We start from the raw sequence: 15,324 nt of genomic DNA on the forward strand, positions 1-15,324 counted from the left end.
CTCCGGATACACAGTACAAGCCGATCCTCATCCCCCGAGGAGCGCGGTGATCCCGTCGCGGGTGAAGTAGAGCAGAAATCCCGCCGAAACCAACCACATCAACCAGTGCACCTGACGGCCTTTGCCCGTCAGCACGTGGATCACAGCCCAGGAGATGAATCCGACGCCGATTCCATTGGCGATCGAGTAGGTCAGCGGCATGGAGACGATGGTCAGGAAAACCGGAAGTGAGACGCGAAAATCGTTCATCTCAATCTCTTGGATCTGGATGACCATCATGGCCCCTACGACCACGAGGGCCGCGGCACCGGCTTCCATGGGAATCACCTCGATCAACGGGGTGAAGAACATGGAGACCAGGAACAGGCCGCCGCTCACGCAAGCCGCGAGGCCGGTGCGGGCACCCTCGGCCACACCCGCGGCCGAATCCACGAAAACGGTATTGGAAGAGGCCGAAGCGGCGCCTCCTCCTATTGCCCCGATGCCTTCGACGATGAATGCTTGGCGGATTCTGGGAAAAGTGCCGTCCGAGCGCGCGAGACCGGCGTTGCCGGCGAGCCCTGTCATGGTGCCCATGGCATCGAAGAAGTTGGTGAACAACAAGGTGAACACCAGCATGATCACGGAAAGCAGGCCGATTCTTTCGATCGAGCCGAAGAGATCGAAAGCGCCGACGAGTCCGAAATCAGGCAGCGCAACGATGTGACTGGGAACTTCGGGAGCGCTCAGGTTCCACCCCTGAGGATCCGGGTGTACCGGGTCCCCCACCGTTCCCAAATGGGCAAAGGCCTGCACGATGATCGACACGACGGTTGCGACCACCATGCCGATGAGGATCCCACCCGGCACTCGACGGACGACCAGGACGCCGATCAGAAGAAGAGCGAACACGAATATGACCGTGGGCAACGCCGTGATGGAACCGCCCTGGCCGAGTTGGACCGGTGGGCCGTCCGGGGTTCGAGTGACAAAACCCGAATTGACGAAGCCGATGAATGCGATGAACAGACCTATGCCCACGGTGATCGCCTTCTTCAGCGGCGCGGGAACAGCGTGGAAGATAGCAGTGCGGACGCCCGTGGCCCCCAGGAATACTATGATCACGCCATTGATGATGACCAGCCCCATCGCCTCTGGCCAGGTCACGTCGTGCACCACGGAGACAGCGAGGAAACTGTTCATCCCCAATCCGGCCGCGAGAGAAAATGGCAGCCGGGCGACGAGGCCGAAGAGTACCGTGATGCACCCCGCCACGAGTCCCGTCACGGCCGTCAGTTGTCCGAAGTCGAGGCTGCTCCCCTCAACATCCGGTGCGGCTCCGAGGATCAGGGGGTTGAGTACGACGATGTACGCCATGGCCACGAAGGCCACGAGTCCGCCCCGGAGTTCTTGTTTGACCGTGGACCCACGTGCGGTGATCTCGAAATAGCGGTCCAGGGCGGAACGCCGTCCCGTCGGTTTCTTTTCGGATTTGAGGTTGACTACAGCCATTGGGTGTCTCTTTTCCCTACCATTCCCAGAATTGAAATGGAGATTGTTTGTGGGGATTGGCGACGATGAATTCTTACCCTTACGGAACTCTTGTCACGGCGGAGAAGGAGTCCCGAGCATTTGACGGTGGTTTATGGTCGGGCGGTAAACGCCACTGAGTTCATTACCTCGATTTCGAACCGGCGACGTAGACGCTGTGAACGGTCCGGTCGTCGCCGAGCAGCATCGTGGCAAACAACAATTCCTCGGTGCTCTGTGCATAGTCGGCTCGCTGGCGCAGAACCGGGCTGGATTCGGGATCCAGGACCACGATGTCCGCTTCCTTCCCGGTCTCGAGGCTGCCGACCGCATGGTCAGTGCCCAGTGCTTCGGCCCCATCCAGTGTTGCCAGGCGAAGAGCCTCAAAGGATTCCAATGGTTCGCCGACGGAACGACTGACCTTGTAGGCCTCGTTGAGCGAGGCAAGAGGCGAAAGGCTGGTGCCTGCGCCGACATCGGATCCCAACCCGATCCGCAGTCCCTCGTACCGTCGATTTTTCTTGAGCTCAAAGAGGCCTGAACCGAGAAATAAATTTGAGGTGGGGCAGTGCGCGAGGGAAGCCCTGGCAGATCCCAGTCGTTCCAGTTCGTTGGCGGAGACATGAGTCGCGTGCCCGAATACCGAGCGGCGTCTGACTAGACCGAAACGTTCGTAGACGGCGGTGTAGTCGCTTTCATCCGGGAAGAGTCCGGAAACCCAATCGCATTCCGCAGGATTCTCCGAAAGATGGGTCTGGACCACCACGTCGGGGTGGTCCTCCGCGATCTTCCCGAGAAGTTCCAATTGCCGGGATGAAGACGTCGGGGCGAATCGCGGAGTCAGTGCGTATTCCAAGCGTTCCACCCCGTGCCACTCTTCCAGCAGCTCAAGGCTCTCCTCGTATGCCTGCCCCGGAGTGTCGAGCAGGTATTCGGGGGCGTTGCGGTCCATACAGACTTTCCCGGTCATCAGGCGGAGATTCTTGGCTCGAGCCGATCGGAACAGCGCGCGGGCCGACTCCGGATGGACCGTGGAGTAAGCGCACGCCGAGGTGACCCCGTGGTCGATGAGCTGATCGGTAAAGAAGTTCGCCATTTCGGCGCAGTGCGCCCGATCCGCGAAGCGTCCTTCGGCGGGGAACGTGTAATTCTCCAGCCATTCCAGGAGCTGTAGGCCTGGCGAAGCGATCATATTCATCTGCGAGTAGTGGACGTGACAGTCGACGAAACCCGGAACGACCAGGCGATCGCCGTAGGCCTCTATCGATCCCGTCGGGTATGTCTCGAGGATGTTCGTTGCCTCGCCCACCGCGATGATGCGACCCTCCCTTACCGCTATCGCGCCGTTTTCGAGGTCCACGGTCTCTTTCGCCGGCCCCTGAACGGGGGTTACCACGTGGCCGGTGATGATCCGGATGGCCGCGGAGGCCGCCTCGGACGTGTCATCCTCGTGTCTTTCGGTGATGTTCATGGCGCAATTCCTCCGTTCATCGCTGTGCTGTCTTGGTTCCGGTCGGCCGCTATGGGCCGGCCTCCTGCTAGTTCCGGGGCGCCTTCCGTGCTACAGGTTTGTCTCCGTCGAGGATCATTCTGATTTGGCTCGTATCGGTCACCTCACCGGAAGCGATCGCTTCCTGGACCTCAGTTGTCCTCGAGTCCGGAACACAAGGCACTTCTTCGCCGTCCCGGTCGACGAGCTTGCCGTCGGTCACGACGTCGCCATCCTGGAGCTTCTCGATATCCGATGACGTGAGATAGCGGACCGGCCTGGCGGCGAAGACCGACGCACCCTTGGAGTTTCCGAAATGGATCTCATTGAAGACGAGATTCAGGAGCACGGCCATGATTGCGGCCGAGGAGATTCCGGAGGAGAAAATTGTTTGGAACCAAGACGGGAAATCGTGGTAGATGTCCGGCTGGACCATGGGGATCATCCCGAAGGCCAGGGAAACGGAGACGATGATGAGGTTCATGTTTCCTTCGTAGGAAACCCCCTTCAGGGTGCGGATGCCCGAGCCCGCAACGGTCCCGAACAGGACGATCCCGGCACCGCCCAGGACGGGCATGGGAACCGCGGCCACGACTTGGCCCAGAATCGGCAGGAGACCCATGACCACCAGAATCACTCCGCCCGTGGCCACCACGAATCGGCTCTTGACCCCGGTCAGGGCGATCAGGCCGATATTCTGCGAAAATGCGGTCTGCGTGAACGACCCGAAAACCGGTGCGGCGGCGGAAGACAGCATGTCAGCTCGGAGGCCGCGAGCAATCCTGCGACGGCCAACGCGTGTCCCGACCACTTCGCCGACCGCCAACAGATTGGCAACGGATTCCGTCATCGCAACGAGGATCACGATCACCATCGAGATGATCGCGGCGGGATCGAAAGTCGGCCATCCGAATCCGAAAACTTCCGGTGGGGCCGCCCATGCCCCCTCTCCGACGCCGGAGAAATCGGTCAGTCCCATGAGCAACCCGACGATCGTGCCGACCACGAGCCCCAAGAGGATCGAAAGGCGGGACAGGGCCGCTGAGCCGACTTTGCTGAAGAACAGCGTGATCGCGAGGGTAATAAAGGCGAGGAGCACATTGGCCATGGAACCGTAGTCCGAGGCCTTCGAGTCGCCGCCCATGGACCAGTCCGAGGCGACGGGAATCAGGCTCAATCCGATCCCTGCAATAACCGTTCCGGTGACGACCGGTGGCAGGAACCGAACGACCGAAGCAAAGAACGGAGCGATCAGGAATCCGAGGATGCTCGCGACGATCACCGCTCCTAGAACGGTAGTGATGTTGCTGCCTGGGGTGGCCAGGATGGCCAACATGGTGGCCACGCCGCCGAAGGTGACGCCCTGGACCACGGGGAGTTTGGCCCCGAGAAATGGCACTCCCACGCTCTGCAGGATTGTGGCCAGGCCGCCTACGAAGAGGCTGGCCGTGACCATGATGGCGGTCCGACCCGCCGATAGTCCCAAGGCATTGGCCATGACCAGAGGTACCGCGATGATTCCGCCGTACATCGTCAAGACGTGTTGAAGACCAAAAGTGATCAGCTTGCCGGCGGGCAACCACGTATCCTCGGGGCGATCCGACGAGGCGGGGACAGATGTCCGCCGCGGTGATCTTTTGGCGGTTTTCTCGCTGGTCATCGTATAGAACCTTCCCGAACGCGGGGGCCGGTGCGGCGATGCGGCCCGTCCCTGGTCCGTCGGAAATGCGGAATTTATTTCATGATGCGGTATCTAAGATCCGCATCGTGGACCTAGTGTAACCTGAGTCACTCAGATCTTGACAAGCCCCTCGAGGAGAAAGTTCGTGATTTCTTGGCTGACCACCCCTTCGGTCGAGAGTGTCGCACCTTTTGCACGAAACGCCGAGAACAAGCCGAGGCGCATTCATTTTTCCGGCACAGCTCGAAACGCCGTGTCACCAAGTCGAGGACCCCGGCGTCCGCCCTCATCTACCCCCTTGTGAGGTTCACAGAGATGTGCCCGACACCCCCAATAAGGGAGGGCAGGGTGACACGTAAGTTTCCACGATGTGGATTCCAAATTCCATCAGGAGTGCTAATATGACCAGAATACAAATATTGGTAAGCCACATCACACTCTACGGGGCATTTGTGGCGCACCCTGTCAGGGGCAGCGGGACAAAGATGCCCTGGGGCGCTTCCCGCTCTGAGAGCGTTCAGAGAATCCGAAGAACTAGGAGGACGTGATGATGGGTTCATTTCACATCACCGTCAACGGCCAACCCCGAGAAGATGCCGACGTACCTGTGTACCTCAATCTGCTGGACTGGCTCCGCAATCTGGGCCTCACCGGTGCCAAAGAAGGTTGCGCAGAAGGCGAATGCGGCGCGTGCGCCGTCCTGATCGCTCGACCGGACGGTGACGGGGGGTCCCGGTGGACGTCCGTCAACGCGTGCCTGACACCGGCAATCGCATGCAACGGACAGGAGGTCATCACCTCGGAGGGGCTCGGGACCTGCCCCGGACCGGGCTCCGAGGAGGACCTTCACCCTGTACAACGCGAAATGGCCTACCGCGGCGGGTCCCAGTGCGGCTTCTGCACCCCCGGCTTCATCTGTTCGATGGCGGCTGAGTACTACCGGCCCGAACGCGCTACCGAATCCGTGTCCGAGGCGACCGAAGAGATGGGTGACAACGGTTTCGATCTGCATGCCCTGTCCGGAAATCTTTGCCGTTGCACCGGATACCGCCCCATCAAGGACGCCGCATATGCCCTGGAAACACCGGACAAGGACGACCCCCTGTTCGAGCGCCAATCGTCCTCGGCTCCGCCGGCGTGCCGCACCGAAGTGCACACCGAGACCTCGACGTTCCTGCGCCCCTCCAGCATCGAGGAATTGGCCCAACGGTGCGCGGACCACCCGGATGCGGTCCTCCTGGCCGGTGGGACGGATGTCGGGGTCGAAACCAATATTCGGCATATTCGCCCCAAGACGGTCCTGGCCATCGATCGCCTCGAGGGGCTCCGGTCCTTCCGATTCGCGGACGACTACGTGGAGCTCGGAGCCTCAATGACCCTTTCGGAGCTGGAACGCGGCCTGGACGGTCGGATTCCACTGGTTGCCCAGCTCATCCCCCAGTTCGCATCACGGCTCGTGCGCAACAGCGCGACGTTGGGCGGCAACCTCGGCACGGGGTCGCCGATCGGCGACTCCGCCCCCGTGCTCCTGGCCCTGGACGCTTCCCTCGTGCTGTTCTCGATGTCGGGCGAGCGCACCGTGCCGATCTCCGAGTACTTCACCGGGTACCGACAGACCGTCCGGGAACCGGGCGAGTTCATTCGCGCGATCCGCATCCCGATGCCCCTCTCGGAAACCACGGCTTTCTACAAGGTCGCCAAACGACGATTCGACGACATTTCATCGGTCGCAACGGCCTTCTCCATGCAGCTCGAACAGGGGCGCATTTCCTCGATTCGGATCGGAATGGGTGGTGTCGCGGCCACACCCATCCGTGCGCTGGCCGCCGAGCGAGCCCTGGTGAACCAGCCCTGGACGGAGCAGACGGCCCGCGAGGCCTCCGTTCTAATGACCGCCGAAAGCACGCCCATGGACGACCACCGCGCGAGTTCGCGCTATCGATCACAAATGCTGGAACAGAGCATGATGAGGTTCTTCGCCCAACACCGTCCCTCCGAATACATAGGAGCGAAATCATGAACACGGTAGCCCAACCCCCAGCCAGCTCTTACCCCGCCGGCGTCGGCACGCGAGTCTCCCATGAGAGCGCCGCGCTTCACGTCACCGGCGAGGCCCTGTACACCCACGATCTCGCGACCCGGGACAAGAGCGCCCTTCATGCTTGGCCCGTGCAATCCCCTCACGCCCACGCGCTCGTCACGTCCATGCGCACCGAACGTGCCCGCAAGGTCCCGGGTGTCGTTGAGGTCCTGACGGCCGAGGACGTGCCGGGGCTCAATGACGCCGGCGTCAAACACGATGAGCCTCTTTTCCCCTCCGAGGTCATGTACTTCGGCCATGCCGTGTGCTGGGTCATCGGCGAGACCACGGAGGCAGCCCGGCAGGGCGCGGAAGCCGTGGAAATCGACTACGAGCCTCTGTCTTCGATCGTGACCCTTCCTGAGGCGATCGGTTCAGGCAGTTTCCAGGGCCCGCAGCACCTCTTGGAACGTGGCGAATCCGGCTCCGCGCTCGACGATTCGGCGCACCGGTTCCGCGGGACCTTCGAATTCGGCGGTCAGGAACACTTCTACCTGGAAACGCACGCATCCTATGCACGCGTGGACGAGGGCGGTCAGGTCCTGGTCAATTCCTCGACCCAGCATCCGTCCGAGACCCAGGAGATCGTGGCTCACGTGCTGGGGCTGTCCAGCCACGAGGTCACGGTCCAATCCTTGCGCATGGGCGGAGCATTCGGTGGCAAGGAAATGCAGCCACACGGTCTCGCAGCCATCGCCGCGATCGCGACGGTGCGCACGGGAAAGCCGGTCAGTCTGCGACTGACCAGGACCCAGGACATCACCATGACCGGAAAACGTCACCCGTTCCACGCGGAGTGGGAGGCCGGTTTCGACGAGCAGGGCCGCTTCACGGCCCTCGAGGCCACCCTGACCGCCGATGGCGGCTGGGCAATGGATCTTTCGGAGCCTGTACTCTCCAGGGCCATGTGCCACATCGACAATGCCTACATGATCCCCAACGTGTCGGTCACCGGAAGAATCGCCAAGACGCACAAAACCTCCCAGACCGCCTTCCGAGGATTCGGTGGACCCCAGGGAATGCTGGTCCTCGAGAACATTCTCGGCCGCTGCGCTCCGCTGATAGGGCTCGACGCGGGCGAGCTTCGTCGCCGCAACTTCTATCAGCCCGGCGACACCACACCGTACGGCCAACCGGTTCGGCATGCCGAGCGGATCACGGAGATCTGGGGGACGCTGACCGAACGCGCGGACGTCGTACGCCGGAAGGCCGAAATCGCGGAATTCAACGCCGCACACGCAGATACCAAAAGGTCCCTGGCCATGACACCTGTCAAGTTCGGGATTTCGTTCAACTTCGCTGCCTTCAACCAGGCCGGAGCCTTGGTACACGTCTATAAGGACGGTTCCGTGCTCATCAATCACGGCGGCACCGAGATGGGGCAGGGTCTGCACACCAAAATGCGCCAGGTCGCCGCAACAACCCTTGGTGTGGGTCTGGAACGGGTACGCTTGGCGCCCACTCGCACGGACAAGGTGCCCAATACTTCCGCGACGGCCGCGAGCTCCGGCGCGGATCTCAATGGCGGCGCGGTGAAGAATGCGTGTGAGCAGATTCGGGAGCGCCTGGCACAGGTTGCCGCGGGAAAGTTCGGTGCCAATCCTCATGACGTTCGATTCGAGGATGACGGTGTCGCGGCGCTCGGCAAGGACCCCGTGCGCTTCGAAGAGGTGGTCTCGGATGCCTATCTGCAAAGGGTCCAGCTCTTCGCCGCCGGTTACTACCGCACCGAGGGAATCCACTGGGACTCTGCGAATATGCACGGTTCCCCCTTCAAGTACTTCGCCTACGGTGCCGCTGCGACCGAGGTCGAGGTCGATGCCTTCACCGGCGCATACCGCGTACTCAGGACCGATATCGTGCACGACGTCGGGGACTCGCTGTCCCCGTTGGTGGACGTAGGCCAGATCGAAGGCGGATTCGTGCAAGGCACGGGGTGGTTGACCCTCGAGGAGCTTCGCTGGGACACCTCCGACGGCGAGAGGAGGGGTCGCCTCGCGACGCAAGCAGCGAGCACGTACAAGCTGCCGAGCTTCTCCGAACTTCCCGGCGAGTTCAACGTCCACCTCTTCGAGCGGGCCACCGAGACCGGCGTCGTCTACGGCTCCAAGGCCGTCGGAGAGCCGCCCCTGATGCTTGCGATGAGTGTGCGGGAGGCCCTTCGCACGGCGGTCGAGGCATTCGGGCCGGAGGGGGTCGAAGTGGACCTGGGATGCCCTTCAACGCCAGAGGCGGTGTTCTGGGCAATCCAGGAGGCCAGAGGAAAGGTGCCCGGGGGTGAGGCCGTCCGAGCCGAAGAAGATCGAGAAGACGTCGGCAGCGCACCGGGTCCGGGTCCTCAGGCCGCCAAGCCTCCGCAGCCAGAAACCGAGTCCGTCTGATGGAGTGGCTGACCGGTCTCCAAGAGCTGCGCGAGGAAGGGGCGGCCGGGGTTCTGGTGACTCTGACGTCGGTGCGCGGTCACGCCCCTCGTGCGGCCGGAGCGAAGATGGTCGTGGCCCGTGGCCGCGCGTGGGACACCATCGGCGGCGGGAACCTCGAGGCCACCCTGACTGAGCAGGCGCACCATATGCTGAGCGCTGGCGAGTCCGAGCCGCGTTCCGAGGAAATCTCCCTCAACGAGCGCGCCACCACCCGGTACGGTCAGCAGTGCTGCGGCGGGAAGGTGACGGCGCTTCTCGAGCCAATCGCCGCGCCGCCAGTCGTTGCAATCTTCGGAGCCGGGCACGTGGGCCTCGAGGTGGCCCGGGCCTTGTCCCGCCTCCCCGTGAGCTTGCACCTGACGGACAGCCGCCAGGCCGCAGTCAATGCGGCCGAATCCCTCGAGCCCCTCGACGGTTCCGCAACACTTCGCGTGCACCATGCTCCGGCTCCGGAAGCAGTTTTGAAGGAGCTGCCCGCGGGTAGCCACATTCTGATCATGTCCCACGACCACTCCGAGGACCTCATTCTGTGCGATACGGTTTTGGGACGCGATGACCTAGCTTCGGTGGGGTTGATCGGTTCCTCGGCCAAGTGGGCACGCTTTCGGAAGCGTTTGCTGGAGCTGGGGCACGACGAGGCCGCCCTCGGCCGGATCACGTGCCCCATCGGTATCCCCGGAATCGGCGGAAAATCGCCCGCAGTCATTGCAATCAGCGTGGTGGCGGCCCTAGCCCAGGTGATCGACCGGCCCTGAGTGCCGCGGGTTGAGCGTCCCGTGGGCCCGGCGCGCTCTTGGCTGGTGTCTGGGCGCGACGCGCCGTCGACGTTCAGCGACGAAAGTGCGCGACGTCGATGGTCCGGTCGCACAGATCCATGACGTCGGCGTTGTGCGTTGCGATGACCGCGGCCCCGCCGCACGCGACCATCTCCCGGACCTTGGTCAGGACCAGCGCACCGTTCTCGGCGTCGAGCGCACCGGTGGGTTCGTCGGCCAGGATCATGCTCGGGCGTTTGAGCATCACACCGGCCAGCGCGACCCGCTGCTGTTCACCGCCGGACAGGTGGTAGACCTTGCTGTTCTCGCGGCCCTCGATCCCGACGTCGGCCAGCGCCCGCGATATCTCCTTTCGGTCGGGCCGGTCACGGCGTGGGAGCAGACGCAACGGCTCCTGAAGGTTCTTGAGTACCGTGTCCGACTCGACCAGCGCGTAGTTCTGGAAGAGATAGCCGAGATGTCGGCGTCGGAATTGCCTTTGTTTCCGTGGCGCGCGGCGTGAGAAGTCCTGGCCCATCATGGTGAGCCGACCCGAGGTCAGTTCGCTGAGGCACCCCAGACAGTTCAGCAGGGTCGTCTTGCCCGATCCGGACGGTCCGACGAGTGCGACCATTTCGCCGGGTTCGATCGTGAGGTTGACGCCGCGCCAAATGGTCGACGAACCAATGACTTTCTCCCCCTCGCTGACGACGACGATCGGCTCAGGCAACTCGGGACCTCCTGGAGATGTGGTGACGATAGGTGCGATTCAGGGACGTGAGCATGAGCGAAGCATTGAGCAGGACCAGGAGTGCTCCGAAGATCAGCATCCCCGTGTGCTACTGGCGGTTTTCGTGCAATGACGCTCCGGTGAGTATGTCGATTTCGGAGACCACCGCTGCTTTGTGGAGAATCCACCAGCCGAAGACCACGCCAACCACCACTTCGAGCCAGAGGACAAGACGCAAACCTCGGACCCACGATTCTCCGAATAAGTGGCCGCGTAAGAGCCGTTGATCGCGTTCCGAGATATGGATTCTGGAGAATTCGACGGTCGCGAAGAAGAGTAGAACCACCAGAAGGCAGATCGAGTACACGGAGAGGAAGAGGTCGGTTCGGGCCTCTCGGGCATACTCAGCCTGGGTGATCCGCGCGTTCTTGATGCTGTGGACCATGGACTGCACCCCGGCTTCTTTCAACCGGGTAAGCGCTGATTCCCTGTCGATGACCAGCGCATCACCCTGCGTGGCCCACGCGGAGACGTTTCCGGGATCTTGGTCATTTGTTCGGGAGGCAGATAGACCACCACCGAGCCGAAGGAGTCGACGCGGTCGAGCCCCTGGGACCACCCGTAGTCGAAGATTGGTTCCTTCGAGTCGTGGTGGGAGACCCGGACATCGCGTTCTTCGGGCCTGACGACTCCATACGGGAGGTGGTCCACTACGTTCTCGATAGTTGTCTCGGCCTCGTCCGGGACGATGAGCCTCATCGAGCGCGGGTCCTGACGAACGTCTTTTTCTGCATCCGGGAAACGCTGAGCATTGTGATGAATGTACTGATCATTGACGAACAGTACTGAGCCTTCAGATCGCCACGGTTCGTTGGTTGAGGTGGAAATGAGGTTGTCCCGGTGCGCGACGATGATGTTGTTCTTTTTGATCTCTTCGGCGAACCATTGCGCCAGCCGTTTTTCCTCGTCCTCACTACGATCGGCACCAGCAATATTGACGAAGTAGGCGTGAGGGTTGGATTCCCAGGAGGACCGCGATTCCGCGTGGGATCGAAGAATCAGCGCTGTTCCGATGGCCCCGAAGGCCGTCACAAGAATCATGATGAGCGCGAAGCCCCTGGCCAAACCCATGGATGCGTAAACAAATCGTGCTGGCTGTTTTCCCTTGAGAGCATCTGAAATGGGGAGACGGGTGCAAAAGAATATGGTGGCGGCGTGAAGGCCAAGCATACAACGACGAGTAGGTCAAGAATTGCCGCACCGAGCAGGAAAAACAGAGTTGCGAAAGCAAGGTCGTTATATATTTTGAGAAATATCCCGGACAGAGTAGTGGTGAGGGCGATGGATCCCAGGAGGGGCACAGCAATATCGGCAATATCGTGCTTGAAAAGCTCCCAGGGGCTGGCCCCATAGAGGCGTTTTCTGGCGTACCGACGGCTGCCCAGTAGGATCGAGGAACACAGGCTGAAGAGAATGATTCCGATGCTGGAAACCAATGCGGCGACCAAGGGGGTACGCCCCATGGAACGCATGACATTGTCCGCAGAAAACATTCCGTATTGCATCCCCGAATACCCGTTTTGGCCGCCCACCTCGGAGAGCAGACCCTCGGCCCGGCCACGGTCCCCATAGATCACGTACTATCCGAGCGGGTCTGCATCGGGGTGTTCCCGCACGGCAACGCTCACACCCTGGCTTAGATTGAACGCCGGATACCCGGAATCAGGCCAGTGCGCCGACGGTAGCTCGGGATTTCCAATCACCATCTCCAAATGTTGACCGGTTTCGGGACGCTCTGGATCGGCCCCAATCTTGGCTATATTGAGCCCCCGCTGTTTTGCCGTTGACGTCAACGAATCGTGGAATTTCTGAGGGTCTGCATCCTCTTCAGAATTCTTGAACCAAGCGATATCACCAAATCCCAGGGTCGTTTCGGAATCAATGGAGAACAAAGCTCCGAAGACGAAAACGAAAGCCACCACGGGGAGAAGTAAGTAAGCTAGAGAAATCCTCAAATTGTTTTTCATGATTCGGGGGCGCCGCGGTCTGCTCGGATCGGGGCGCTCTATCTCGAAACTCTTAACAGTAGTTCCAATATGCCTTGTCAATGGCAAACCATCTTGACGGCGCAGAGGCCTTAGCCCAGCGTCCGGCAGGTGTATTGCCCGACTTCGCCACAAAGGCCCCCCTTCGCCGTGCTACCGTGACATCGCCCGTGATGCAGATAGTCTGAGAACACCCTTCCACCGCTTACTCCGTGATCCCAATAGCCTCCGCCGACATGATCGGCGGCCTGGGCGGCAGCCACAGCCCCGAAAACGAGCATGGCCCCCGTTGCGGCAGATAGAATATTCGTTCTCATAATATCTCCTCGAAGACAAAACAACAGAAACGAATTGAGTTGAGTCTCATTCTCGCGTGCCTCATCAGTGGTAGTAATGGCGCCCACATCCACCGTCAAGTTAAATTTTCAAAGAGATTTAATGAGCCTTGCCGTGTTTTATTAATTCCATCCCATGAATCGTCATTTCGACTTTGATTAGTATAAATACGGCTGCCCAGCATTGATCAACCTTCCAAACGTCCGCAGGGGTTACCCATCAGGCCGCGAGCAGCTTTGGACCCCCTGACCCTCTCACTCTCACCACCCCGCGACCGGCCACCCCTCTCCGCCCCGTCGGAAGCGGCAATTTTGTACAGATTCCGCATCCAGACGCCACACAAGACTGCCACTTCGGTCATCCACCGCCACCGTTCGCATCGGCACGACATAAAACCCCACCGCACACCCCCTTGACTTCGCGCCCGTGATCCAGTTCACTGTTCAGGAATGGAAACTAAGTTTCACTATGCGAAACGTAGGAGGCGACCATGAGACTCGCGGAGTTCAATGAGATCGACCCCGTCACCGCGCGAGCGACCATCACTCCGGCCCTCGGTATCCCCCGGTGGGTCGAGGAGGTCGCGGCGGGCCGCCCGTATGGCTCGGTGGCCGAGGCCATCGACGTCGCCCGCGACGCCGCCCACCCGTTCACCGACGCCGAGATCGATCTCGCCCTCTCCCACCACCCGAAAATCGGTGAGCGGGACGAAACGCAATCTGAGGAGGCCAAGCACTCCCGGTCCGAACAGGCCGGGCTCGGTGAAGCACCGGCGTCAACCCTTGAGGCCCTCGCCGCCGGCAATCGGGTCTATGAGAATCGTTTCGGCCACGTGTTCCTGATCCGCGCCGCCGGTCGCTCGCACGAAGAAATCCTCTCTGAACTCCATCGGCGCCTGAACAACTCTCCCAAAGCTGAGCGCACGGAAGTCGCCGAGCAACTGCGCGATATCGCCGCCCTGCGCATCGAAGGGATACTGTCATGAGCTTCATTTCCGCCCACGTCCTCGACTCCGTCTACGGCTGCCCGGCCGCCGGTATCGATGTGACGCTCCTTGAGGGCTCCGGCGAGAGGATCGCCGCAGCAACCACGAACGAGGACGGCCGAGTCAACGACCTCGGCCCAGAGACCCTGGAGTCCGGCCATTACCGGATCATTTTCGCGACCGAACCATACTTCTCCGGGCAGGGCCTGGAGACGTTCTACCCGTTCGTCGCGGTGGATTTCACGGTACAGAAGCAACAGGGGCACTACCACGTGCCACTCCTGCTCAGCCCGTACGCGTATTCCACATACCGCGGCAGTTGAACCAGGAGCCGACCCCTTGTCGACGATTGCCGATCCACCACACCCAACGAAAATGCAGCAGGAGCTGAACATCATGACCAACGTTGTCCTCGGAAAGAACCAGTACGGCAAGGCCGAGAACCACGTGGTGCGGGTCAACCGCGCCACGGACCGTCACACGCTGCGCGATCTCGTGGTCACCTCCCAATTGAGGGGCGACTTCGAAGCGGTACACACCGAAGGCGATAATGCCCATTGCGTGGCAACCGATACTCAGAAAAACACAGTATTCGCGTTAGCCCAGAAGCACGACATCAAGAGTCCGGAGGAGTTCCTGAACACGCTCTCGGACCACTTCACGTCCGGATTCGACTGGGTTTCCGGCGGTCGTTGGGCGGCCGAAGAGCACCTCTGGAATCGGATCAATGATCACGACCACTGCTTCGTTCAGAACAAGGACGAGGTCCGCACCGCAGTCGTCGTCACCGACGGCGAGAAGAAGACCGTAATCTCGGGATTCAAAGACCTCACGGTTCTCAAGTCGACCGAGTCGGGCTTCGTCGGGTACCCCAAGGACGAATTCACCACGCTCAAGGAGACCGACGACCGCGTTCTGTCCACGGATATCGCGACCCGCTGGCGCTACAACACCACGGAAGTGGACTTCGATGCCGCCTACGAGGATGTCAAGAACATCATCCTCGACAAGTTCACCGATCACTACTCTCGTGCCCTGCAGGAGACCTTGTACCTCATGGGCAAGGCCGTGATCGAAACACACCCGGAGATCGACGAGATCAAGTTCTCCTGCCCCAACAAGCATCATTTCGTCTACGACCTGAGTTTCTGCGGCGAAGAGAACAACAACGAGACCCACCACGCCGCCGATCGACCCTACGGGCTGATTGAGGCGACCGTGCAGCGCGAAGGCGCTCCCGAGGACGAGAACGCCTGGTTCGGCATCGCCGGCTTCTGCTAACCCCGGGCCC

General features: G+C 61.2%; 15 protein-coding genes. 6 read left to right on the plus strand and 9 right to left on the minus strand.

Going from position 1 to position 15,324, the window contains the following annotated elements:
• Positions 1–27 precede the first annotated feature (27 nt).
• The 3 genes from EWV35_RS05380 to EWV35_RS05390 form a co-directional block, all read right to left on the minus strand.
• Positions 28–1,491 carry an NCS2 family permease gene (locus EWV35_RS05380; RefSeq protein ID WP_129658837.1) on the minus strand — a complete coding sequence of 488 codons (1,464 nt, stop codon included), beginning with the start codon at positions 1,489–1,491 and terminating at the stop codon, positions 28–30.
• Positions 1,492–1,654: 163 nt separating this feature from the next.
• Entirely contained in the window at positions 1,655–2,980 is a 1,326-nt protein-coding gene (guaD, locus tag EWV35_RS05385) for a guanine deaminase (RefSeq protein ID WP_129658839.1), read from the minus strand.
• Positions 2,981–3,047: 67 nt separating this feature from the next.
• Positions 3,048–4,658 (minus strand): nucleobase:cation symporter-2 family protein, encoded by a 1,611-nt coding sequence (locus tag EWV35_RS05390; protein ID WP_129658841.1) that lies wholly within the window; start codon positions 4,656–4,658, stop codon positions 3,048–3,050.
• Positions 4,659–5,226: 568 nt separating this feature from the next.
• Here EWV35_RS05390 and EWV35_RS05395 point away from each other — a divergent pair.
• From EWV35_RS05395 to xdhC, 3 genes are read left to right on the plus strand one after another with little or no spacing between them, the layout of a single operon-like run.
• The gene (locus EWV35_RS05395; protein ID WP_238654177.1) at positions 5,227–6,699 is read left to right on the plus strand and encodes a xanthine dehydrogenase small subunit; all 1,473 of its coding nucleotides are present in this window, start codon (positions 5,227–5,229) and stop codon (positions 6,697–6,699) included.
• Entirely contained in the window at positions 6,696–9,140 is a 2,445-nt protein-coding gene (xdhB, locus tag EWV35_RS05400; RefSeq protein ID WP_129658843.1) for a xanthine dehydrogenase molybdopterin binding subunit, read from the plus strand. The genes EWV35_RS05395 and xdhB overlap by 4 nt, the downstream gene beginning before the upstream one ends.
• Complete coding sequence (gene xdhC, locus EWV35_RS05405) at positions 9,140–9,937, plus strand: xanthine dehydrogenase accessory protein XdhC (protein ID WP_129658845.1); 798 nt, start codon at positions 9,140–9,142, stop codon at positions 9,935–9,937. Before xdhB ends, xdhC begins: the two co-directional genes overlap by 1 nt.
• Positions 9,938–10,010: 73 nt before the next feature.
• On the opposite strand, the gene EWV35_RS05410 is transcribed toward xdhC, so the two are convergent.
• The 6 genes from EWV35_RS05410 to EWV35_RS13610 form a co-directional block, all read right to left on the minus strand.
• Positions 10,011–10,667, minus strand: coding sequence for an ABC transporter ATP-binding protein (locus EWV35_RS05410; RefSeq protein WP_202976043.1), 657 nt, complete (start codon positions 10,665–10,667; stop codon positions 10,011–10,013).
• A gap of 109 nt (positions 10,668–10,776) precedes the next feature.
• Positions 10,777–11,112 (minus strand): hypothetical protein, encoded by a 336-nt coding sequence (locus EWV35_RS05415; protein ID WP_129658847.1) that lies wholly within the window; start codon positions 11,110–11,112, stop codon positions 10,777–10,779.
• Between the two features lie 20 nt (positions 11,113–11,132).
• Entirely contained in the window at positions 11,133–11,798 is a 666-nt protein-coding gene (locus EWV35_RS05420; protein WP_165168363.1) for a hypothetical protein, read from the minus strand.
• Positions 11,765–12,304, minus strand: a complete 540-nt coding sequence (locus EWV35_RS05425) for a hypothetical protein (protein ID WP_129658851.1) — start codon at positions 12,302–12,304, stop codon at positions 11,765–11,767. Before EWV35_RS05425 ends, EWV35_RS05420 begins: the two co-directional genes overlap by 34 nt.
• Before the next feature lie 3 nt (positions 12,305–12,307).
• Positions 12,308–12,649 carry a hypothetical protein gene (locus EWV35_RS05430; protein ID WP_129658853.1) on the minus strand — a complete coding sequence of 114 codons (342 nt, stop codon included), beginning with the start codon at positions 12,647–12,649 and terminating at the stop codon, positions 12,308–12,310.
• Positions 12,650–12,804: 155 nt separating this feature from the next.
• On the minus strand, positions 12,805–13,029 hold the full coding sequence (locus tag EWV35_RS13610; RefSeq protein WP_202976044.1) for a lactococcin 972 family bacteriocin: 225 nt from the start codon (positions 13,027–13,029) through the stop codon (positions 12,805–12,807).
• 509 nt (positions 13,030–13,538) lie between these two features.
• Here EWV35_RS13610 and uraD point away from each other — a divergent pair.
• The 3 genes from uraD (at position 13,539) to pucL (ending at position 15,314) form a co-directional block, all read left to right on the plus strand.
• Entirely contained in the window at positions 13,539–14,033 is a 495-nt protein-coding gene (uraD, locus tag EWV35_RS05440) for a 2-oxo-4-hydroxy-4-carboxy-5-ureidoimidazoline decarboxylase (protein WP_129658855.1), read from the plus strand.
• On the plus strand, positions 14,030–14,356 hold the full coding sequence (gene uraH / locus EWV35_RS05445) for a hydroxyisourate hydrolase (protein ID WP_129658857.1): 327 nt from the start codon (positions 14,030–14,032) through the stop codon (positions 14,354–14,356). The genes uraD and uraH overlap by 4 nt, the downstream gene beginning before the upstream one ends.
• A gap of 73 nt (positions 14,357–14,429) precedes the next feature.
• A complete protein-coding gene (pucL, locus tag EWV35_RS05450) occupies positions 14,430–15,314 on the plus strand; it encodes a factor-independent urate hydroxylase (RefSeq protein ID WP_193554081.1) in 885 nt (294 codons plus the stop codon).
• Positions 15,315–15,324 lie beyond the last annotated feature (10 nt).

The organism is Rothia uropygialis, from assembly GCF_004137765.1.
Classification (GTDB): domain Bacteria; phylum Actinomycetota; class Actinomycetes; order Actinomycetales; family Micrococcaceae; genus Rothia.

Excerpts from the sequence above, each read along its gene's own strand:
- EWV35_RS05380 (WP_129658837.1), bottom strand. The coding sequence starts at position 1,491 with ATGGCTGTAGTCAACCTCAAATCCGAAAAGAAACCGACGGGACGGCGT.
- guaD (WP_129658839.1), bottom strand. The coding sequence starts at position 2,980 with ATGAACATCACCGAAAGACACGAGGATGACACGTCCGAGGCGGCCTCC.
- EWV35_RS05390 (WP_129658841.1), bottom strand. The coding sequence starts at position 4,658 with ATGACCAGCGAGAAAACCGCCAAAAGATCACCGCGGCGGACATCTGTC.
- EWV35_RS05395 (WP_238654177.1), top strand. The coding sequence starts at position 5,227 with ATGATGGGTTCATTTCACATCACCGTCAACGGCCAACCCCGAGAAGAT.
- xdhB (WP_129658843.1), top strand. The coding sequence starts at position 6,696 with ATGAACACGGTAGCCCAACCCCCAGCCAGCTCTTACCCCGCCGGCGTC.
- xdhC (WP_129658845.1), top strand. The coding sequence starts at position 9,140 with ATGGAGTGGCTGACCGGTCTCCAAGAGCTGCGCGAGGAAGGGGCGGCC.
- EWV35_RS05415 (WP_129658847.1), bottom strand. The coding sequence starts at position 11,112 with ATGGTCCACAGCATCAAGAACGCGCGGATCACCCAGGCTGAGTATGCC.
- EWV35_RS05420 (WP_165168363.1), bottom strand. The coding sequence starts at position 11,798 with ATGGGTTTGGCCAGGGGCTTCGCGCTCATCATGATTCTTGTGACGGCC.
- EWV35_RS13610 (WP_202976044.1), bottom strand. The coding sequence starts at position 13,029 with ATGAGAACGAATATTCTATCTGCCGCAACGGGGGCCATGCTCGTTTTC.
- uraD (WP_129658855.1), top strand. The coding sequence starts at position 13,539 with ATGAGACTCGCGGAGTTCAATGAGATCGACCCCGTCACCGCGCGAGCG.
- uraH (WP_129658857.1), top strand. The coding sequence starts at position 14,030 with ATGAGCTTCATTTCCGCCCACGTCCTCGACTCCGTCTACGGCTGCCCG.
- pucL (WP_193554081.1), top strand. The coding sequence starts at position 14,430 with ATGACCAACGTTGTCCTCGGAAAGAACCAGTACGGCAAGGCCGAGAAC.